Origin of the sequence: Chlorobium phaeovibrioides (assembly GCF_003968655.1) — a bacterium.
GTDB classification, from domain to species: Bacteria; Bacteroidota; Chlorobiia; order Chlorobiales; family Chlorobiaceae; genus Chlorobium; species Chlorobium phaeovibrioides.
This window is the reverse complement of record NZ_RXYK01000001.1, coordinates 332,590-351,956: the sequence shown is the minus strand read 5'-3', so window position 1 is coordinate 351,956 and position 19,367 is coordinate 332,590. Positions and strand designations below refer to the sequence as shown.

Sequence of the window (19,367 nt, the reverse complement as noted above, 5' to 3'; positions counted from 1 at the left end):
CGATAACGATAAGGTACGAGATTCTACAGAAGTGAGCAACCCGCCTCTTTTTTCGTGCTTTACAAAGCACTGGTGGGATTATTATGCAAACGGGAAAACTTTGTGTTTGATGGTTTCAATATAGGATGTCCCCTAGTTTCAACGTCCCCTAGTTTTGTTTTCCTGGTTTTCCTGGGTTTGGGGTTGAAGTCTCATGTATTCATTGTATGTTTACCGGGCGGCTTCTGCTGTTTGCGGGTTGGAGTTTATGGGTTTGGTGCATATCAAAATGATGCAAATGTATGAGTAAGAGAGTGAATCTGTCTATCCGCCGTCTGCCGGTTGCGGCTTTCTTTGCTATGGTTTTGTCGCTTTTCGGCTGCGGCCCGCAAAGTGCTCCACAGCAGGAGCCTCCTGCACTTCCGTCCATGACGCTTCAGCTGACTGATGCCATGGTGGAGAGTTTCTATGCAACACGGCTTGAGGGCAGGGAAGATGTGGAAATCCGTCCACAGGTGGATGGAGCGCTTCAGAAGATTTTTGTTGCGGAAGGGGATTATGTCAAGGCGGGTCAGCCTCTTTTTCAGATTGACGACAGGATGTATCGTTCTGCTTATGAAGCCGCGAAAGCATCTGCGGCAGTGGCAAGAATCGAGATGGAGAAGCTGGTGCCTCTTGTTGAAAATAAGGTGGTTTCACCCGTTCAGCTTCAGACGGCAAAGGCAAAGTATCAGGCGGCAGAGGCTTCTGCTGCCTCAGCCCGTATCAATCTCGGCTATACGCTCATAAAGGCCCCTATCAATGGTTTTGTGGGCGTCATACCGCCTTCCATTGGCAGTCTGGTAAGCAGGAATCAGAGCGCGTGGCTGAGCACGATGAGCGATGTCAGCAGAATCAATGCGTACTTCAGTATGAGTGAGGCTGATTTTATGCGTTTCCGAAACAGCTATGCCGGTAAAACTTTGCATGACAAGCTGAAGGCCGTGCCTCCTGTCTCACTTGTTCTGGCCGATGGCAGCCGTTTTGGTTCCACCGGTACGCTTGAAAGCATGAGCGGTTCGTTTGATGCAACCACTGGTGCAATCCGGATTCTGGCGGTATTTCCCAACCCCGGGGCTGTGCTTCGTTCCGGAAATACTGGAAAAGTTGTAGTCTCTTCGCCTTTCAAAAATATTCTTCTCGTTCCTCAGGCTGCAACCACGGAGATTCAGGATAGGGTATTTGTTGTTGTTGTTGCCAGGGATGGAAAGATTGCACGGCGTCCCATTACTGCAGCGGCTTCAACCGGTACTGATTATGTTGTGACGGATGGACTCAAAGAGGGTGAGACTATCGTGACTGCGGGATTTGAGCGGTTGCCGGATGGTACCGTTATTCGCCCTCTGGGCGCCACAAAGGCAGATTAAGCGCTATGTTTGAACGATTTATCACACGGCCGGTTCTTGCTACGGTCATTTCGGTGATCATAGTTATTCTGGGCATCGTTGGCATGACCCAGCTTCCGGTGACGCGTTTTCCTGATATCGCCCCTCCCAGTGTTACCGTGACGGCAAGCTATCCGGGTGCCAGTGCGGAAACCGTGGGACGGTCCGTCGCCCCCCCTCTTGAAGAGGCAATCAATGGTGTTGAGAACATGATCTACATGACCTCAACTTCAGCCAATGACGGTTCTCTTTCCATCAATGTTTTTTTCAAGCAGGGGACCAATGCCGATCAGGCTGCCGTCAATGTGCAGAACCGCGTTGCACAGGCCACCAGCCGTCTTCCCGCAGAGGTCAACCAGATTGGTGTGTCGACCATCAAGCGCCAGAACAGCATGATTATGCTGGTGAACCTGTCAAGCGCAACTGCTGAGTACGACCAGACATTTCTGCAGAATTATGCGAAGATAAATGTTGTCGATGATCTGGCGCGTGTTCCCGGAGTGGGGCAGGTGTCGGTGTATGGGAATATGGACTATTCCATGCGTCTCTGGCTGCGCCCCGAAAAGATGGCGGCATACAGGGTGAACCCACAGGAGGTTATGGCTGCCATCAATAGCCAGAACCTTGAGGCTGCTCCCGGTTCTTTCGGAGAGAACGGCGGGCAGGATATGCAGTATGTGATGAAATATCCGGGCAAGTTCGCCTATCCGGGTCAATATGAAAATATTGTGATCAGGGCCAATTCCGATGGATCCCTGCTCAAACTGGGAGATATTGCCCGGGTCGAGTTCGGTGCTTACAGCTACAATGTTCGCGTCAAGTCCAACGGGTTGCCGGGTATTGTGCTTGCCGTTTATCAGGCTCCCGGCTCAAATGCCAACGAGGTTGAAACACAGATTCGAAAGGTGCTTGAGAATGCGTCAGCCGACTTTCCTTCAGGCATTTCTGTTTCCATTCCATACAGCTCCAAAAAAGTTGTCGACGATTCCATTGAGCAGGTGCAGCATACCCTCATCGAGGCATTTCTTCTGGTCTTTCTTGTGGCCTATATTTTTCTTCAGGATTTCCGTTCAACCCTGATTCCAGCCATTGCCGTGCCGGTTGCCATTCTCGGTACCTTCTTTTTCATGAACCTGTTCGGCTTTTCCATCAATGTTCTCACCCTCTTTGGCCTTGTGCTTGCCATTGGCATTGTGGTTGATGACGCCATTGTTGTTGTGGAGGCGGTGCATGCCAAAATGGAGAAGACCCGGTGGCCGGCAACCGTTGCTACTGTGTCGGCCATGAGGGAGATAACCACTCCCATTATCACAATCACTCTGGTGATGGCTTCCGTATTTCTGCCGGTTGGCTTTCTTGAGGGATCGACTGGCGTTTTTTACCGCCAGTTTGCCTTTACCCTTGCCATTGCTGTTCTCATTTCCGCAGTCAATGCGCTGACCCTCAGCCCGGCTCTCTGTGCGCTTTTTCTGGGCGAAATGCATCAGGACGAAACAAAGAGCGGTGCTCACCGTTTTACTGGATTCCAGCACCGTTTTTTCACTGGCTTCAATACCGGCTTCAATGTGCTTAAACGACGCTATCTTGATGTTCTGGCTTTGCTGCTTCGCAAAAGAACTCTTTCCCTTTTCGGTCTGGCGCTCATCACTGCCGCAGCTTTCTGGATGTTCAAATCCACCCCAACCGGTTTCATTCCTGATGAAGACAACGGTTTTGTGATTGTTTCTGTCTCCATGCCTCCCGGCGCCTCTCTGGAGCGGACACAGGTCACCATGGATCGTGCTGCAGGATCGCTGCGAGAGATGCAGGCGGTCAACAGGGTGATTTCGGTTGCCGGCATCAACATACTTTCAAGAAGTTCTTCACCCTCTTCCGGTCTGATATTCATGCAGCTCAATGATCTTCATGAACGAGGACCGGGGGGGGACATCAAGAATGTTCTCGGCTCAATAAATGGAAGGCTTTCTGCCATAAAAGAGGGCTCCTTTTTTGCCCTTTCCATGCCGACCGTCCCGGGATTCAGTACCGTTGGTGGTCTGGAGTTCGTTCTTCAGGACAGGAGCGGTGGAAGCCTTGAAGCGTTCAACGGCGTTTCGGCGAACTTTATAGGACAACTGATGCAGAGGCCTGAAATCGCTTTTGCGTTCACCACCTTCAATGCCTCCTATCCCCAGTTTTCGGTTGAGGCTGATGCAGCCAGAGCCAAGAGAATGGGGGTTGAGGTCAGTGATCTTCTGACCGTTATGCAGGCCTATTACGGCAGCATGCAGGCATCTGACTTCAACCGGTTCGGCAAGTATTACCGCGTTGTGATGCAGGCAGAGTCTGATACCCGGAGCGAACCTTCTTCTCTGAACGGGATTTTCATCAAGAATTCATCGGGTGAAATGGTTCCGGTTGGCTCACTGCTGACCATCAAGCGGGTCTATGGGCCGGAGTCTGTTGATCACTTCAATCTTTTCAATGCAATACCCATCAATGCAGTTGTGAACCCGGGCTACAGCACCGGCCAGGCGATTGCGGCAGTTGCAGCAGTATCGGCCGATGCCCTTCCGACAGGATTCAGTTACGACTGGAAAGGACAGAGCCGTGAAGAGCTTGAGTCCAGCGGTGGTCAGCTGGCCATTTTTCTTCTTTCTGTCATTTTCGTCTACTTTCTGCTTTCGGCTCTCTATGAGAGCTACCTGCTTCCACTGGCCGTTATGCTTTCCATTCCTACGGGGCTTCTGGGTGTGTTCATCGGCATCGGGTTTGCCGGCATTGAAAACAATATCTATGTACAGGTTGCCATTATCATGCTGATAGGGCTTCTTGCCAAAAATGCCATACTCATTGTTGAGTTCGCAATCCAGCGAAGGGTATCGGGCATGTCGCTTTCAGCTGCAGCATTACAGGGGGCAAATGCCCGGCTACGCCCGATTCTGATGACCTCGCTCACCTTTGTTGCCGGTCTCATACCTCTTCTTTTTGTTACCGGTCCTGCTGCGGCGGGGAACCACTCCATCGGTGCGGCAGCCATTGGCGGCATGTTCATCGGTATGGTGCTCGGCCTTCTGGTGGTTCCGGTTCTCTTTGTGGTGTTCCAGCATCTGCAGGAACGACTGACCGGAACGGCAACTGAACCCGTGGAGGCCGGAGAGCTGCTTGAAGAGAGACTCGTCAACGAACAGAAGAGCAGGGGGGAGCAGTGATGGGCCGAACAGGAAAAAAAACGGTTGTTGCGGCGTGTCTGCTGCTTCTTGCTGGATATGCGCTTTCATCCTGCACGATGAATGGTTCATACCGCCGCCCCGACATTGCCATGCCAGACCAGTACAGGGGGAGTACAGCAGCAGATACCTTGTCTATCGCCACCATGCCTTATCGAGAATTCTTCAGCGATACACGGCTGATTACTCTTATTGATTCGGCTGTTGCCGGTAATCTTGACCTGCAGGTTGCAATCAAGAACATTGCATACGCCCGTGAAAGCTCCAAGGTGGCAAAGCTTGGGTATTTGCCAACCCTCAGCATAGGAGCCGATGCAAGCCTCAGCCGTCCTTCGGACAATGGTTCCAGCGCCTTGACCGGGTCCGACAAATCGGTTGAAGACTACAGCGCTCAGGGGTCTCTTTCATGGGAAGCCGATATATGGGGCAAAATCAGAAGCCGGAAAAAGTCGGCGCTTGCCGCCTACCTGAAAACCAGAGAGGTTGCCCGGGCAGTTCAGACACGGCTGGTGGCCGATGTTGCCGACAGCTACTACTCGCTGCTGATGCTCGACGCCCAGCTTGATATTTCCCGAAAAAATCTCGCTCTCGCCGACACGACTCTCCGGATGATACGCCTGCAGTATGATGCGGGGCAGGTTACATCGCTTGCCGTTCAGCAGCAGGAGGCATCCCGTTCAGCAATTGCTCTTGCAATTCCCGAACTCGAACGGCTGATTGCCGCCCGTGAAAATGCCATCAGCATTCTTACCGGCCATATGCCCTCACGCGTGGAGCGCGGTGAGCCACTCTTCAAAACTTCCGTGCACGACAATCTTCCCGCTGGCCTGCCTGCATCGCTTCTTGAGAACCGTCCCGATGTGAAAGCTGCCGAACTTGGTATGCGTGAGGCTCATGCAAATAGCGGAGCTGCTCTGGCTGCTCTCTATCCCACCCTCACCCTTACGGCTGAAGGGGGGCTCAATGCCTTACGCGCATCCGATTGGTTTTCCACTCCCGGTTCACTGTTTGGGGTTGTGCAGGGGGCAGTGCTCCAGCCCATTTTTCAGCAGGGTCGTCTCCGTTCCGAGTTCCGCAAGACGAAAATCAGGAGCATCCAGGCAGAGCTGGCGTTCCGTCAGGCCGTACTCCTCGCTGCAGGTGAGGTTTCCGATGCGCTTGTGCAGCTCAGCTCACTGCAGAATCGTGAAGTTGAGGCCTCGAGCCGGGCAGCAACACTGCGGAAGGCTGTTGACAACAGCACTCTGCTCTTTCAGAGCGGTATGGCAACTTATCTTGAGGTGATTGCTGTTCAGAATGCGTCACTGGGAGCCTATCTTGAACTCGCCGAAATTCGTCGCCAGCATCTTTCAGCCATGGCCGAACTCTACCGGGCCCTTGGTGGTGGCTGGGTGCATTCACAATCGTGAACGGTTTTTGTCGCATCGGAGTTGGTATATGCCGGGTAGTCTTGTGGTATGGGTCAACAGGTAACAGAAGGAGATCATGATGGAGCGTATTCCCTACAACGCCACTGTAAGGGCTGTCACAGTGGTGACACCCGACTTGATGATTCTGCAGATTGCTACTGATGAACCCCGGCAGGGGTTTCTTGCCGGTCAGAACATGCTGCTGGGTCTTTACGGCAATGAAGGGCGTTCTCTGAATTCAGAGCCGGAAGCCAATCCTGTGCCGCATGAACAGCTTCTTCGTCGTCCTTACGCAATAGCTTCACACTCCACGGAGACCTCACTTTTTGAGTTCTACATTTCCCAGGTCAAGTCAGGCCAGTTAAGCCCCCGCCTGTTCAATCTTAAAGTTGCTGATCGCCTGCATGCGGGTGAAACCATCAGAGGCGGATTTCTGCTCAATGAAACTCCGGATGGGAGCGATATTATCATGGTGGCTACGGGAACCGGTATTGCCCCATATATCAGTTTTCTGCGTACGCACATTGCTGAGCGGCCAGAAAGCAAGATGATTGTGATTCAGGGCGCTGCGCACCGTGAGGATCTGGGGTATTTCAGCGAGCTGGTGTTCCTTGAGAAAAGTTATCCCAACTTTTTCTATGTTCCGACCCTTACTGATGCTGATGATGGCTGGGAGGGGAAGCGCTCCAGAATAGAGGACCTGCTGGAAAACGATTTTCTCCAGAACGAGTTCAACATTACCCCCGACCCGGAATGGACCCACTTTTTCATTTCCGGTAAGCCGGACATGGTCAGCAGCATATCCCGCTGGCTGGAACAGTTCGGTTACAGGCGCCACCAGTCTGATGACCCGGGTGAGTATTATATAGAAGAGTACTGAGTCACCGGAGCTCTCAAGTATGCCCGCTTCCACTGCAGGATAGTGCTTCATAATGGAACCCTTCTGTTTCAGAATGGGCCGTTCCAGCGGCTGTCGGTTTTATACGCACCATTCTGAGCCGGGCGTTGCCGGCATTGGTACAGGAATTGCTGTTGTCAAAAAGCGATCCCTTACTGTTGTATTGATCAGGGATTGGAGAATCAGTTTCCCAATCACAAGTAAACGATCATAGTGGTGTTGAAACAGTTATTCTCTTCAAACAAAAGGCCTCCTGAAAAAGCGTTTTTACGGGAGGGATTGGCAGAGCTGAATGGGCGTGGAGAGGAGCTGGATCTTGATTTTGATATTCCATCTGTGGAAGATCTGCAGACAGAGGTTTTTGCTTCGGATATTGTGCACAAAGACAATGCTTCATCAATGAATATTCTTGCACAGGGTGCTGCACTCACTGGAAACATAACGGTTGACGGGGAACTGAAAATCTACGGTAAAGTGCTTGGCGACATCATTTCCTCATCAAGTGTGATCATCGGGGAATCAGGTCTTGTGGAAGGCAATGTCAAGGCTGCCGGTATGGAAGTAGCTGGAACATTCAGAGGAAATGCCGAGGTTACAGGAGAGTTTCTTGTTTCCTCAACAGGAAAAATATTCGGCGATCTTCTCATTGGGACCATCAATGTCAACGCAGGAGCGAAGATGAATGGTTCAATACTGATGACCGTTCCTGAATCGTGCTCCTATGATATGGTGCCCATTGAAGCTTAATGGGCAGGTAGTGGATGCAAGCCGGAACCCTTCTGCAGCGAAAGAGGCCGGTGAACGAGTGGTGCGGCATGTCAACACACCGGGGGGGGAAGAGAGGTAAAGCTGTCATCAGTTTACTATATTCTTTCTCTTGATGTGTTTTCGATGCCTTAACTTCTCTCTTCTCCCCCTATGCAGAACAGTATCGTCATCATCTATCTTTCAGCCGTCCTTCTTGTCGGTATTCTTGCCGGTCGTAAGATAACCGGGCTCAAGGAGTATGCTGTTGCCGGAAAATCTTTCGGGGCTATGGTTATTTTTGCCACCCTTTCAGCATCATTCATCGGTGGCGGGTTTTCCATGGGCAATGCTGAAAAGGTTTTCCTGATCGGCATTGCCAATATTGTTGCTCTCTGGGGGTTCAGCCTCAAGGAAGTTCTTGTTGCGCTTTTCATTGCTCCAAGAATGAAACACTATCCTGACGCCATTTCCGTTGGCGATATTATGGAGCCCCATTACGGAAAGGGGGCGAGGATATTCAGCGGGCTGTTCGGTGTTGTTCTCTGCGCGGGAATTCTTGGCGCACAGGTTGGCGCCATGGGATACATCTTCAATCTTTTTCTCGGCATTGACCGCACCAGCGGCATTCTCATCGGATGCGGCATTGTCATAGCGTATGCCACCATTGGCGGCATGCGTTCGGTTATCTGGACCGATGTGATGCAGTTTATTGTGCTTTCGGTAGGCATCCCTCTTACCCTGTTCTATGGAATCCAGTTCGCCGGAGGATGGGAGAGCATGATCCAGCGCATTCCACCGACCCATCTGCAGCTGCCCTCAAGCCCGGGGGCGATTACAGCCCTTGTTTCTCTTTTTTTGACATTCGTCCTCGGTGAAACTCTGGTTCCTCCCTATGTACAGCGACTTCTTATCGGCAGGACCGATCAAGATGTTGTTAAAGGAACGCTTTTCAGCGGCCTGTTTTCCATCCCTTTTTTCGCCGTGACCGGACTGATAGGCATTGTTGCTCTCTCGCTCGACCCGGGAATCAATCCAAATCTTGCCCTGCCGTTTGTTGTGCAGGCTTCATTGCACCCGGTGCTGCAGGGTATCGTCATTGCAGCAATCATTTCCATCATCATGTCTTCAGCCGACTCTTTCCTCAATGGGGCGGCAATAGCGTTCAGCAATGATCTTGTGGCCCCTCTGCGAAGAACGCCTCTGGCGCCTTCTGCTGAACTGTTTCTGGCCAGGGCAACGACGCTTATTGTGGGGGTCGCCGCTGTTGTTTTCGCGCTCTCAATTGAAAGCGTTCTTGATATTCTCATCTATGCCTATAACTTCTGGGCTCCTACCGTAGTGGTTCCTCTTGGTGCTGCCATCCTTGGATTCAGGGCTACGAAAAGCAGGTTCATTGGAGGAGCATCAGCTGGAATTGCAACGGCTCTTTTATGGAACAGTGTGTTTCAGGCTCCTTACGGGATTGATGGTCTGGTCATGGGATGCTTTGCCAACCTGGCAGTTTTTTTCATGATTCCGGCTGGCGGGGAGAACGGGGAGGGGAGAGCGAGATCTGGCGGGTGAGGTTGTTGTGGGCAATAGTGGATTCGAACCACTGACCTCTTGCGTGTGAAGCAAGCGCTCTAACCAACTGAGCTAATTGCCCTCATGAAAACAGCCTGTCAAGGTAATGATTGGAAATGATTTGGCAAAATGCTTGTTTGAATCCGGCACGAGCCGAGGGGAATGGAGTGCGTGGGGATTTGTATTGATGATGGGTCTTGTGATATATTCATCCATAGGCTGGGTTTTCAAGAATATTTAAATCCTGAAATGATGAATGAGAGTCAGATTGATATGGTGAAAAAGACCATAGGTGCTGGTGGGGCTGTTGCTATCGCTCCGCTTGCCGCTCCAGTTGTGGGTCCGGTATTGAGCGGGGTTGCCGGTATTGCTGTTCTCGGACTTGGCGCTTTTGCTGTTGGTTCGCTGGTTGGCAAGGTCGCCGGGTTTATATCAAACGGGCCTGGATCTTCCACTGCTCCGGAAAGAAAGGGAGAGGACTAATTGAATTTCCAATTCCTTTTCATTGTCAAAGCCGCAGCGATGCGGCTTTTTTTATGGTGCAAGGAACCAAGTTCCTTTTAATCCTGTTTTAATTGGTATGAACCTTATACTGATGATTTTGTTTTTGACTGCGGCATATGGCTGCACTGCACCAACACAAAAGGAGGATGGCGTGAGCTATAATGATCTTTCACCGGACGAGAAGAGGGTTATAGAGAATAAGGGAACGGAGAGGGCGTTTTCGGGTAAATATTATCTCAATAAAGAAGCTGGAGTGTATCTCTGTCGTCGTTGCGATGCGCCTTTGTTCCGCTCTGAAGACAAGTTCGAGTCGGGAACAGGCTGGCCGAGTTTTGATGATGCCATTCCGGGTGCGGTTCGCGAGGTTCCTGATGCTGATGGAAGGAGGACGGAAATTTTGTGCAGCAACTGCGGCGCACATTTGGGACACGCTTTTTATGGTGAGTCAATGACTGAGAAAAATGTGCGTCACTGCGTCAACTCTGTTTCGCTTGATTTCAGTCCTCGGGCAACGGCGCCCCGGCTGGAAGAAAAAGCGGTGTTTGCCGGTGGATGTTTCTGGGGTGTGGAACATCGTCTTTCTGAGCTGAAGGGTGTTCGTTCAGTCACTTCGGGCTATACTGGAGGCAGGAGTGAGAATCCATCGTATCGGGAGGTGTGCAGTGGCGATACTGGACATGCCGAGGCTGTCGAGGTTGTGTTCAATCCTGCCGAGGTCAGTTATGAAACCCTCGCAAAACTGTTTTTTGAGATTCATGATCCTACCGAGCTGAACCGTCAGGGGCCGGACAGGGGAACCCAGTATCGGTCAGCTGTTTTTTACAGGAACGATGAACAGCGGTCTGTTGCAGAGCACTTGATAGCGGAGTTGAAGGCTAAGGGATACCCGGTGGTGACCACGGTTGAGAAAGCCGGGCGCTTCTGGCCGGCGGAGGAGTATCACCAGGATTATTATGAAAAAACAGGCCATGAGCCTTATTGCCATATCTATACAAAGCGTTTTTAAAAAAAGAGGCCATCTGGCTTGACAGGTGGCTTTTTTTGTGGTATGTTATTGGCATATGCTAATAACAAATTGTTGAGTAACTATTGAGCCGTATGCCGAGACCAGTCAAATGCAGAAAAATTGGGTGCAGCCCGGAGTTTGTTGTTTTCAAGCCCGCGGGGGTGCCTCTTGATGAGCTGGAAGCAATTGAATTGACGGTTGACGAGTTTGAGGCTATACGGTTGGCGGATTTTGAAGGGCTGTATCAGGAGGAGGCTGCCGGGCGAATGCATGTTTCGCGACAGACTTTCGGCAATATCCTCAGCTCGGCGCGCCATAAGGTTGGCGTGATGCTGGTAACAGGAAAGCAGTTAACAATAACAGGAGGTACAATTATGATGACGGAACAGAGACTTTTCAAGTGTGGCGGTTGCGGCCATGCATGGGCTGTTGGGCATGGAGTGCAGCGTCCTGAAGTATGCCCATCATGCGGTAGTGAAAACATCCATCGCAGTTCACCGGGTGGTGGATTCGGCGGCGGAAGGGGCGGTGGTGGCCGTTGCAGAGGGCTCAGGACCGGCCTGCATCGTGAAGGGACGGGTATGGGTCAGGGTGGTGGCGGTGTGCATGAGCACCATCACGATCATGATCATTCCAATAACGGTGGAAATGGTGGCTCCGGTGCTGCTGAAGGAGAGAATAGATGAAAGTTGTTATTCCTCTTGACGATAATGCCGGCGAACAGTCGGTGGTCTGTGAGCATTTCGGAAGTGCCCCATGGTTTGCAATCAGCAATACGGAAACGGGTGAGGTGCAGATCACAGAAAACCCGAACAGCCAGCATGTGCATGGTCAGTGTACCCCGGCTGAAGCATTTATCGAAATGGGCGTGAACGCTGTTATCTGCAATGGCATTGGCGCCAGAGCGGCTGCAAGGCTTCAGGAGCTTGGTATTGATGTGTTTATGGCCGACATGGCTCCTACGCTTGGTGTGGCTCTTCGGCGCTTTGCCGGCGGGGATCTGGTCAAAGTTACTGCGGAGCAGGCCTGCCAGGGCCACGACTGCCACTGACGCAGAGGTTTCAGGCCTGCTTTTCCTGTCTGAAAGACTCAGGCGAGGAGGAGCAGGCTCAGGGCCATCACTGCCATTCCGGCAATCAGCCCGGAAATGGCCAGATGGTGCTCTCCATACTCTTCTGCCGTCGGCAAAAGTTCATCCAGCGAAATATAGACCATAATGCCGGCTACGGCGGCCAGCACGCTTCCGAATACCGGGGGGCTAAGCCATGGCTTGAGGATTGCAAAACCCACGATTGCTCCAAGTGGCTCGGCCAGGCCCGAGAGAAAGGAGTAGGTGAAGGCTTTTTTTCGGCTTTTTGTGGCAAAATAGATTGGTACGGCTATGGCCATTCCTTCTGGAATGTTGTGCAGTGCTATGGTGGTAGCAATGACTATTCCGAGATTTTGGTTTGACAGGGCACTGAAAAAAACGGCCATGCCTTCCGGGAAGTTGTGGATGGCTATGGCGGCAGCGGTAAACAGCCCCATCCGGTTCAGCCGCATGCTGTCGGGCACTCTTTCTTCCATTCTGCCGATATAGGACATTTCATGAGGGTTTTCTACATCGGGTACAAGTTGGTCGATGGCCCAGATAAAGAATATTCCTCCGAAAAAAGCGAGCGTTGCTACCCATGCTGCGGCTTGAGAGGGCATGCCGGCAAGAAGGGTTTCCTCTGATTGTGGGAGGAGCTCAACAAAGGAGACATAGAGCATGACTCCGGCAGAGAAACCAAGCGCAAGTGTCAGAAATCGTGTGTTGGTGTGTTTGACCACGAGAGCCATTGCGCTTCCAATCCCGGTGGAGAGGCCTGCAAGAAGTGTCAGGAGAAGGGCGGGGTATAGGTCATTCATGGAGTGGTGTCGGCTTTTGTGTTGTGACTCTGGAGGAGGCTGGCAGCCTCTTCTGTGCTGTTGCAGATTGTATAGTAGTCCTTGTAGCGGCTGTTGACCATTCGTTCTTCGGCAATGCGTCCGAAGAACTCAAGCAGGGGATTCCAGAATCCGTTGAGGTTCAGCAGGATGATGGGTTTGTGGTGATGGCCGAGGTGTTTCCATGTCATGACTTCCAGCAGCTCATCAAGGGTTCCCAGGCCTCCAGGAAGTACGAGATAGGCGTCCCCCCATTCAGCAAGCTTCATTTTTCGCTCATGCATGGTTTCCACCACCGTGAGTTCACTCAGGCCGTAATGCGCTACTTCCCGCTCTTCAAGGAACCTGGGTATAATGCCTCGTGCCGTTCCCCCGTTCTGCATCACAGCATCGGCAATGCAGCCCATCAGCCCGACCCTGCCTCCACCAAAGACAAGAGAGATGTTCAGTGCCGCACATGATTTTCCGAGTGATGCGGCTGCTTCAAAATACTCCTGGGGAGCCTCGGTACTGGAACTGCAGTAGACGGTCAGGGAGTTGATCATGATTGCCTGTAGTTTTGTGTGATGCTGTCGGGAGACTGCTGATAGATATAGGTTTTGGGGTGATCAACTGTTTTGAGCTTCCATCCGGCGGCCGTGGCCCGTTCCCACAGGTCAGTATCTTCAGCATAGGGAAGATTCCGGAACCCGGAAAGAGCAAAAAACAGCTCCCTACGACCAAAAAAAGTGGCTCCGGGAATGCATTGTTCTAGCGGAACAAGCATCTCCGGGTTGGTGCGGTCGCGCACCATGGTGCCGGGTGGGGCAAGAATGCCTCCCACAAGAAGGTCCGGGGAATCGGGCTCTCCGATGATGCTTACACGGCTTGCAAGATGGTTGGGCAGGTAGTAGTCGTCGCTGTCGAGAAAGGTGATGAACTTACCGAACGAGGCCTGCATGCCGGCGTTTCGTGAGAGGGGCGCTTTCCTGTTGCTGTGCTTCATGTAACGGACGCGCGGGTTCTCGAACAGGTAAGGCTCAACAATCTGCATCGTACTGTCGGTGCTGCCGTCGTCAACAATGAGGAGTTCCCAGTCGGTGAATGTTTGACTGAGCAGGCTCTTGATGGCGGTCCGGATGAATCGGCTCCTGTTGAATGTCGGCATGATAACCGATACGCAGGGCTTGCTGGTGAACCTCATGGCCTGGCAGCCTGAATGGCAAGAGCTGAAACAAGCATGCCTGCAACAAGAAAATTCTGAGCAAGGGCATTGTAGCGCACATCCATTGTTTTTGGTGAGCGTACAAGCGGGAACTGGAGAATGAACTGGGGAATGATAAGCAGGATGACAATGGCGGCATACAGCCCTTGTTCCCGGGAAAAGAGATAGAGTGCCGCAAGCAGTTGCCCCGTGTTGATAAGGACCGCAGCAATCAGGGCTGCGTTGGTTTCCCCGAAAGCGACCGGTAATGTTCTGATGGCCGAGCGGCTGTCACCTTCAAGTGACTTGAAATCATTGATGGTCATGGTTCCGGTGCTTGAAAGGGTAAAGAGGCCGGCAACAACCAGCGAAGGGGTCAGTGAAGAGAGTGAGATACTGCTGCTGTAGGCAATTTCTCCCGCCATCCATGGAATGATGAGGTAGGAGAGAGCAACAATGATATTGCCGGCCCAGAGCCGTTTTTTGAGCTTGATCGGGTTGGCGCTGTAGAGGTGGGCATTGATGATGCCTATGATGACATAGAGTCCTATCACCGGATGTATCAACCAGCCGGCAATGATTGAAAGTGCCGACCAGACTGCAATGAGGATGGTTGCGTTTTTCAATGATATGTCCCCTCCGGGAATGGGGCGCCCGGGTTCGTTGATTTTGTCAAGGTCGCGGTCGAAGTAGTCGTTGAGCATCTGGCATGTGCCGGTTGCCAGAGGGCCGGTGAGCAGCATGCCCAGAATGAACTTTTGCCCGGTCAGGTCATTCCAGCTAAACCCGCCGCTGGCAACGGCACCGCACAGGAAGCTCCACATGACCGGTATCCAGGTGATCGGCTTGAGAAAGCGGATGATGAGCAGGGTGGCTGCAAGGGGTTGGACTGGCTTCTGCACCTCGGCGTTGTGGAGTTAATAGTTGGGAAAAGATCGGCGTGTTAAAATACCACGAAAATATAAAGAAATGAACTCCCGCTCTGTCATGGCGGGCGACTCGCTAAAAGAACAGCGGGTTTTCTGTATTGGTTCATAGCTGTTATCTTACAGCTCAGCAATCCTATGCAATCATGTAATCACCGAAGACGGATATTCTATGGCTAAACAGAGCCTTTTCAAGGAGATGAAAAAAACTTTCATGCTCCACGCTATTGCCGCCCATTTCAGCAATGGACTGATTCCCGTGGCAGTTCTCTATCTTCTGCTTGCCATACCAGGCGGCAATGTTTTTTTTGAACATACTGTCAAGCATATCATCATCATAACGCTGCTGGCCATTCCAGTCTCTTTTGCTTCAGGCATTCATGATTGGAAAACAAAATACAGGGGAGCCAAGGCTCCTGTATTCATGAAAAAGATACGCCTTTCCATCATTCTGTTTGTTCTCTGTTTCGCCGGGGTGGGATTGCGTCTTGCTCTTCCTGATGTTATGGCAGAAGCCGGTATTCTGCGCTGGCTTTATATCGGGATTCTGCTTTCAATGCTTCCCGTGGTAACCCTGCTTGGACATTATGGGGGAAAACTCGCTTCACAGCCACGACCCGCAAAGCCGGCAGGCGGTGGAAAAGAGAGTGCATGATGAAAGGGTTTGCTGCTGAAAATGAATTTCACATTGGAGAAGGGATGATGCATAATGGGTCTGGCCGCGTTAAACGCATGTTTTCCATGACGGCGGTGTCAGTTATACTCCTGTTTTCCCTTTTCTTTCGGGCCGGTACTGCAGAGGCTGCAGTACCAGTGTTGATTGATTCCTATATCATCAAGGACCTTGGTTATTCCCGGGTGTTTATGTCCAAAGACAGCGATCGGCTCATCAGGCCGGCAAGCCTGACAAAGATCCTTACCTGTGTTCTTGCCATTGAGAGCGGAAAGCTTGACCAGATTGTCGTAATTCCCCGTGAGGCGACCCTTGTGGAGCCGACAAAGGCTGGTTTCAGGACAGGGGACCGGATTCGGTTGATTGACCTGGTCAAGGCATCTATGGTCAGTTCCAGCAATGATGCCGCCTTTGCCATTGCAATGCATCTGAGCGGCAGTGTGAAGGGTTTTGTTGCGGCGATGAACTACAGGGCAAGGGCAATTGGAATGAAACATTCCTCCTTTACCAACCCGGCCGGATTTGATACCGGGGAGTATTCGGGAAATCTCTCAACGGCAGAAGACCTTCTAGTGCTGACAGAATATGCCATCAGGCTGCCTCATTTCAATGATATGGCAATGCTTGGTTCGGTCATTGTGCCTGAATATCGAACCGGGAAAATGTTTCTGCTTCGCACCCATAACAAACTGCTTGCCCGGTATCCCTATGCTGTCGGCATTAAAACAGGGTTTACGCGTCGTGCCGGAAAGTGCCTTATTGCAAGAGCGCAGAAAAATGGCCGGGATATGCTTCTTGTGATGCTCAACGCGCGCGGAGACCGGTGGGGCATAGCTGAGGAGATGTTTGAAAAGGCGTTTTCAACTTTGGAGTCGGCCTTCCGCCGTTTTGCGGAGGCTGGTGAGGGTGGCCTGCGTCGTCCTGATCACTCGGCGTGGGGCGGGAAGAGCAAGCTGCAGTAAGAGAAAAAAAATATCAGGGAGCTGTAAAGGAATGGTAAAACACATTGTCATGTGGAGGCTTCGCGAAGAGGCAAACGGAATGGGGCGAAGGGAAAATGCCCTGGCCATCAAAGGGCGTCTTGAGGGGCTTTCAGGGAAGATTCCGGGTTTGTTGAAGATAGAGGCTGGCGTAGCCGATGAGGTTTCAGAGGGTGGCTATGATGTCGTGCTTCTCTCCGAGTTTACCGATATGCAGGCGCTTGCCCTCTATCAGATACATCCCCTGCATGAGGCTGTCAGGGACTTTATTGTTACTGCAGCGGCCGGTCGGGCGGTTGTTGATTTTGAAACGGCATAAAAAAAGCTGTCTGTTGGTTCAGACAGCTTAAGAAATCGGCTGTTTTTCGGGGTCAGCTTATCCCTGAACGATGCATTCTGCAGGGCAGACAGCAACGCATGCAGGTGCATCAGCATAACCTGCGCATTCGGTGCAGGTTGCTGCATCGATGACATAGATGTCGTCGCCGGCGGAAATAGCGGTAACCGGGCATTCGGGCTCGCAGGCTCCGCAGTAGGTGCATTCTTCGGTAATGTAGAGTGCCATATTGACTTTCTCGCTTATGTGTTGATAAAAAAAATAAAAGAACGATTCAGCTCAGAACAAGTTGAGCAATATACAATATTTCAAAGCTGAAAAAAAAACCTCCAGCCCCATTACAGATAAAGGGGCGGAGGTTTTTTTTAGAACCGATGTGTTCTTCAGACCTTGATGATACAGTCGACCGGGCAGATGGCCACGCAAGCGGGTTCATCGTGGTGGCCGACGCAGTCAACGCATACGCTTTCATTGATGACATAGAGGTCATCGCCTGGTGTGATGGCGCTGACAGGGCATTCGGGCTCGCATGCTCCGCAGTAGGTGCATTCGTCTGTAATTCTATGTGCCATGGCGGCTCCTTTGGTTTATTGTTTATGGTTGCTTTGCTCAGGGGAAATCCCTTTCGTGACAATGTAGTAAATAGTCTGTACTCTGCTATCTGCTTTCGTGAATTTCGTAAGCATTGACGATGTCGCGCACAAGCTTGTGACGGACCACATCGGATTTGTCGAGATCGACAAAGCTGATTCCTTTGATGTTTTTAAGGATGGTGCGGGAGTTTTCAAGGCCGGATTCCACCTCTTTTGGCAGGTCAATCTGGGTGACATCGCCGGTGATGATGGCCCGGGAGTTGATACCGAGTCGAGTGAGGCACATTTTCATCTGCTTGGTTGAGGCGTTCTGGGCTTCGTCAAGAATGATGAAGGCGTTGTTCAGAGTCCGTCCGCGCATATAGGCGAGGGGAACAATTTCAATGATGCGCCGTTCGGTCAGCATTTTCAGCTTTTCTGAGGTCAGCATGTCCTGCAATGCATCATAGAGCGGCCGAAGGTATGGATCGATTTTCTGTGCAAGGTCGCCGGGAAGGAATCCCAGGCTTTCGCCAGCCTCAACGGCGGGGCGGGCAAGGACAATGCGTTTGACTGTCTTGGCTTTCCATGCGGCCACTGCAACGGCAACGGCCGTGTAGGTTTTTCCTGTGCCGGCGGGACCGATGGCGAACACAATGTCGTTTGTTTTGGCTTCGGCTACCATACGACGCTGCCCGTTTGTTTTGGCACGGACAACATAATCCCGGGAGGCAACAATCACATCGTCGTCAAGCGGAATTTCCTCAGCTTTTTCTTTTGAAACTGGTGAAATGGCGAGGTTCACAATTGTTTTGAAGTCGTTTTCTGATATTTCCCCGTCCCGGGTGGCAAGAAGCATCATTTCGCCGAGAACCTTTCCAAGTAATCGGACTTCATCCGCCGTTCCCGCAATGGTGATTTCAGAGCCCCGTGAGTTGATGATAATATCAGGGAACTCCTTCTTGAGCTGTTTCAGGTACCTGTCGTGCGGTCCGAGAAGGATGACCGGTTCAATGCCCTGAATCTCAATGGTTTCTGTCATTACTGGCCCTTGCTGTTGGGGGTGGAGAGAGTGTCACAATATGGGTTCTGCTTCATGAGGAACTGCTGCACATAGGCTTCAACCCCATCTTCAAGGGATGTGAATGGAGTGCTGTAGCCCGCATTGCGCAGTTTGAGAGTTTCTGCGCTCGTATGGTACTGGTATTTGTCGCGAAGGGTTTCGGGCATGGGAATATAGCTGATGTCGGGGCGTTTGTTGAGCGCATGGAATGTGGCTTCGGCAAGGTCGCGGAATGTTCTGGGTATTCCGGTTCCTGCATTGAAAAGCCCGGCTGCAGAGGGGTTTTCAAGGAGCCATGCCATGATTCGGGTGCAATCTCTTACGAAAATGAAGTCCCGTTCCTGTCCGCCATCCTGGTAGCCCTCACGATGCGATTTGAATAGTTTGACGGTACCGGTTGCCTTGATCTGGTTGAATGCCTTGAATACCACGCTTGACATGTCTCCCTTGTGATATTCATTGGGGCCGTAAACATTGAAGAACTTGAGGCCTGCGGCTGTATTGAAAAGGCCGTTCTGTAATGCCCAGCGGTCAAAAAGCTGTTTCGAGTACCCATACATGTTCAGTGGCCGAAGGGCGTCTATGGATTCTGTTGAATCGCTGTATCCGTTTGCTCCGTCACCGTAGGTTGCCGCACTGGAGGCATAGATCAAACGCACCCCGTGCTTCATGCAGTGCTGTCCTATCTTCTTTGAGTATTCATAGTTGTTTGTGAGCAGGTGGTCGGCGTCAGTCTCTGTTGTGGAGCTGTTGGCGCCCATGTGGATGATTGCTGTTACATCTTTCAGGGCATTTCGCTCCAGAAGATCAGGAAGGTCGTCTTTGTGAATGAAATCACGGTATCTCAGGCCGGAGAGGTTTCTCCATTTCGGGGGTGTCGTCAGCCCCAGATCATCAACCACAAAAACATTCTCTTCCCCCTGACGGTTCAGTTCCCACAGCATGGCACTTCCAATGAAGCCAGCCCCTCCGGTAATAATGATCAT

The 19,367-nt window shown here is 51.6% G+C and carries 21 protein-coding genes and 1 tRNA gene; 13 read left to right on the top strand and 9 right to left on the bottom strand.

Annotated elements, in window-relative coordinates; genetic code table 11:
• The first annotated feature begins 281 nt into the window (after positions 1-281).
• From EKD02_RS01630 to EKD02_RS01605, 6 genes are all read left to right on the top strand, one after another.
• The gene (locus EKD02_RS01630) at positions 282-1,385 is read left to right on the top strand and encodes an efflux RND transporter periplasmic adaptor subunit (protein ID WP_126383490.1); all 1,104 of its coding nucleotides are present in this window, start codon (positions 282-284) and stop codon (positions 1,383-1,385) included.
• Positions 1,386-1,390: 5 nt separating this feature from the next.
• Entirely contained in the window at positions 1,391-4,594 is a 3,204-nt protein-coding gene (locus EKD02_RS01625) for an efflux RND transporter permease subunit (RefSeq protein ID WP_126383488.1), read from the top strand.
• Entirely contained in the window at positions 4,594-6,021 is a 1,428-nt protein-coding gene (locus EKD02_RS01620; protein WP_126383486.1) for an efflux transporter outer membrane subunit, read from the top strand. Before EKD02_RS01625 ends, EKD02_RS01620 begins: the two co-directional genes overlap by 1 nt.
• 76 nt (positions 6,022-6,097) lie before the next feature.
• The gene (locus EKD02_RS01615; protein ID WP_223266968.1) at positions 6,098-6,901 is read left to right on the top strand and encodes a ferredoxin--NADP reductase; all 804 of its coding nucleotides are present in this window, start codon (positions 6,098-6,100) and stop codon (positions 6,899-6,901) included.
• A 297-nt stretch (positions 6,902-7,198) separates the two neighbouring features.
• A complete protein-coding gene (locus tag EKD02_RS01610) occupies positions 7,199-7,666 on the top strand; it encodes a bactofilin family protein (protein ID WP_223266967.1) in 468 nt (155 codons plus the stop codon).
• A gap of 171 nt (positions 7,667-7,837) precedes the next feature.
• The gene (locus tag EKD02_RS01605; RefSeq protein ID WP_011889977.1) at positions 7,838-9,229 is read left to right on the top strand and encodes a sodium:solute symporter family protein; all 1,392 of its coding nucleotides are present in this window, start codon (positions 7,838-7,840) and stop codon (positions 9,227-9,229) included.
• An 8-nt stretch (positions 9,230-9,237) separates the two neighbouring features.
• Here the strand turns inward: EKD02_RS01605 and EKD02_RS01600 are convergent.
• Positions 9,238-9,311, bottom strand: a tRNA-Val gene (locus tag EKD02_RS01600).
• Between the two features lie 167 nt (positions 9,312-9,478).
• On the opposite strand from EKD02_RS01600, the gene EKD02_RS01595 reads away from it, so the two are divergent.
• The 4 genes from EKD02_RS01595 to EKD02_RS01580 all read left to right on the top strand — a co-directional run bounded on the left by EKD02_RS01595 (position 9,479) and on the right by EKD02_RS01580 (position 11,790).
• Positions 9,479-9,712 (top strand): hypothetical protein, encoded by a 234-nt coding sequence (locus EKD02_RS01595; protein ID WP_049752411.1) that lies wholly within the window; start codon positions 9,479-9,481, stop codon positions 9,710-9,712.
• A 172-nt stretch (positions 9,713-9,884) separates the two neighbouring features.
• A complete protein-coding gene (locus tag EKD02_RS01590; protein WP_126383484.1) occupies positions 9,885-10,739 on the top strand; it encodes a bifunctional methionine sulfoxide reductase B/A protein in 855 nt (284 codons plus the stop codon).
• 92 nt (positions 10,740-10,831) lie between these two features.
• The gene (locus EKD02_RS01585; RefSeq protein WP_011889980.1) at positions 10,832-11,425 is read left to right on the top strand and encodes a DUF134 domain-containing protein; all 594 of its coding nucleotides are present in this window, start codon (positions 10,832-10,834) and stop codon (positions 11,423-11,425) included.
• Positions 11,422-11,790, top strand: coding sequence for a NifB/NifX family molybdenum-iron cluster-binding protein (locus EKD02_RS01580; RefSeq protein WP_011889981.1), 369 nt, complete (start codon positions 11,422-11,424; stop codon positions 11,788-11,790). Before EKD02_RS01585 ends, EKD02_RS01580 begins: the two co-directional genes overlap by 4 nt.
• 38 nt (positions 11,791-11,828) lie before the next feature.
• Here EKD02_RS01580 and zupT read toward each other — a convergent pair whose 3' ends face one another.
• From zupT to chlG, 4 genes are read right to left on the bottom strand one after another with little or no spacing between them, the layout of a single operon-like run.
• On the bottom strand, positions 11,829-12,629 hold the full coding sequence (gene zupT / locus EKD02_RS01575; RefSeq protein ID WP_011889982.1) for a zinc transporter ZupT: 801 nt from the start codon (positions 12,627-12,629) through the stop codon (positions 11,829-11,831).
• Positions 12,626-13,192, bottom strand: coding sequence for an LOG family protein (locus EKD02_RS01570; RefSeq protein WP_011889983.1), 567 nt, complete (start codon positions 13,190-13,192; stop codon positions 12,626-12,628). The genes zupT and EKD02_RS01570 overlap by 4 nt, the downstream gene beginning before the upstream one ends.
• Entirely contained in the window at positions 13,189-13,830 is a 642-nt protein-coding gene (locus EKD02_RS01565) for a glycosyltransferase family 2 protein (RefSeq protein WP_011889984.1), read from the bottom strand. Before EKD02_RS01565 ends, EKD02_RS01570 begins: the two co-directional genes overlap by 4 nt.
• Positions 13,827-14,732, bottom strand: a complete 906-nt coding sequence (gene chlG, locus EKD02_RS01560; protein WP_126383482.1) for a chlorophyll synthase ChlG — start codon at positions 14,730-14,732, stop codon at positions 13,827-13,829. The genes EKD02_RS01565 and chlG overlap by 4 nt, the downstream gene beginning before the upstream one ends.
• A 196-nt stretch (positions 14,733-14,928) precedes the next feature.
• Here chlG and EKD02_RS01555 point away from each other — a divergent pair, with 196 nt between their 5' ends.
• From EKD02_RS01555 to EKD02_RS01545, 3 genes are read left to right on the top strand one after another with little or no spacing between them, the layout of a single operon-like run.
• Positions 14,929-15,411 carry a DUF2231 domain-containing protein gene (locus EKD02_RS01555; RefSeq protein WP_011889986.1) on the top strand — a complete coding sequence of 161 codons (483 nt, stop codon included), beginning with the start codon at positions 14,929-14,931 and terminating at the stop codon, positions 15,409-15,411.
• On the top strand, positions 15,408-16,391 hold the full coding sequence (locus EKD02_RS01550; protein WP_244924381.1) for a D-alanyl-D-alanine carboxypeptidase family protein: 984 nt from the start codon (positions 15,408-15,410) through the stop codon (positions 16,389-16,391). The genes EKD02_RS01555 and EKD02_RS01550 overlap by 4 nt, the downstream gene beginning before the upstream one ends.
• Before the next feature lie 31 nt (positions 16,392-16,422).
• The gene (locus EKD02_RS01545; protein ID WP_126383480.1) at positions 16,423-16,728 is read left to right on the top strand and encodes a Dabb family protein; all 306 of its coding nucleotides are present in this window, start codon (positions 16,423-16,425) and stop codon (positions 16,726-16,728) included.
• Positions 16,729-16,785: 57 nt separating this feature from the next.
• Here the strand turns inward: EKD02_RS01545 and EKD02_RS01540 are convergent, their stop codons facing one another.
• From EKD02_RS01540 to rfaD, 4 genes are all read right to left on the bottom strand, one after another.
• A complete protein-coding gene (locus tag EKD02_RS01540; protein WP_011889989.1) occupies positions 16,786-16,974 on the bottom strand; it encodes a 4Fe-4S binding protein in 189 nt (62 codons plus the stop codon).
• Positions 16,975-17,129: 155 nt separating this feature from the next.
• Positions 17,130-17,318, bottom strand: a complete 189-nt coding sequence (locus tag EKD02_RS01535) for a 4Fe-4S binding protein (RefSeq protein WP_011889990.1) — start codon at positions 17,316-17,318, stop codon at positions 17,130-17,132.
• A gap of 85 nt (positions 17,319-17,403) precedes the next feature.
• Positions 17,404-18,360 carry a PhoH family protein gene (locus EKD02_RS01530; RefSeq protein ID WP_126342415.1) on the bottom strand — a complete coding sequence of 319 codons (957 nt, stop codon included), beginning with the start codon at positions 18,358-18,360 and terminating at the stop codon, positions 17,404-17,406.
• Positions 18,360-19,367 (bottom strand): ADP-glyceromanno-heptose 6-epimerase, encoded by a 1,008-nt coding sequence (gene rfaD / locus EKD02_RS01525; RefSeq protein WP_126383478.1) that lies wholly within the window; start codon positions 19,365-19,367, stop codon positions 18,360-18,362. The genes EKD02_RS01530 and rfaD overlap by 1 nt, the downstream gene beginning before the upstream one ends.

Coding starts and splice junctions, on each gene's coding strand:
- EKD02_RS01630 (WP_126383490.1), top strand. CDS start 282: ATGAGTAAGAGAGTGAATCTGTCTATCCGCCGTCTGCCGGTTGCGGCT.
- EKD02_RS01535 (WP_011889990.1), bottom strand. CDS start 17,318: ATGGCACATAGAATTACAGACGAATGCACCTACTGCGGAGCATGCGAG.
- EKD02_RS01565 (WP_011889984.1), bottom strand. CDS start 13,830: ATGAGGTTCACCAGCAAGCCCTGCGTATCGGTTATCATGCCGACATTC.
- EKD02_RS01605 (WP_011889977.1), top strand. CDS start 7,838: ATGCAGAACAGTATCGTCATCATCTATCTTTCAGCCGTCCTTCTTGTC.
- EKD02_RS01625 (WP_126383488.1), top strand. CDS start 1,391: ATGTTTGAACGATTTATCACACGGCCGGTTCTTGCTACGGTCATTTCG.
- EKD02_RS01620 (WP_126383486.1), top strand. CDS start 4,594: ATGGGCCGAACAGGAAAAAAAACGGTTGTTGCGGCGTGTCTGCTGCTT.
- EKD02_RS01550 (WP_244924381.1), top strand. CDS start 15,408: ATGATGAAAGGGTTTGCTGCTGAAAATGAATTTCACATTGGAGAAGGG.
- zupT (WP_011889982.1), bottom strand. CDS start 12,629: ATGAATGACCTATACCCCGCCCTTCTCCTGACACTTCTTGCAGGCCTC.
- EKD02_RS01580 (WP_011889981.1), top strand. CDS start 11,422: ATGAAAGTTGTTATTCCTCTTGACGATAATGCCGGCGAACAGTCGGTG.
- EKD02_RS01545 (WP_126383480.1), top strand. CDS start 16,423: ATGGTAAAACACATTGTCATGTGGAGGCTTCGCGAAGAGGCAAACGGA.
- EKD02_RS01615 (WP_223266968.1), top strand. CDS start 6,098: ATGATGGAGCGTATTCCCTACAACGCCACTGTAAGGGCTGTCACAGTG.
- EKD02_RS01595 (WP_049752411.1), top strand. CDS start 9,479: ATGATGAATGAGAGTCAGATTGATATGGTGAAAAAGACCATAGGTGCT.
- rfaD (WP_126383478.1), bottom strand. CDS start 19,367: ATGATCATTATTACCGGAGGGGCTGGCTTCATTGGAAGTGCCATGCTG.
- EKD02_RS01555 (WP_011889986.1), top strand. CDS start 14,929: ATGGCTAAACAGAGCCTTTTCAAGGAGATGAAAAAAACTTTCATGCTC.
- EKD02_RS01530 (WP_126342415.1), bottom strand. CDS start 18,360: ATGACAGAAACCATTGAGATTCAGGGCATTGAACCGGTCATCCTTCTC.
- EKD02_RS01585 (WP_011889980.1), top strand. CDS start 10,832: ATGCCGAGACCAGTCAAATGCAGAAAAATTGGGTGCAGCCCGGAGTTT.
- EKD02_RS01570 (WP_011889983.1), bottom strand. CDS start 13,192: ATGATCAACTCCCTGACCGTCTACTGCAGTTCCAGTACCGAGGCTCCC.
- EKD02_RS01540 (WP_011889989.1), bottom strand. CDS start 16,974: ATGGCACTCTACATTACCGAAGAATGCACCTACTGCGGAGCCTGCGAG.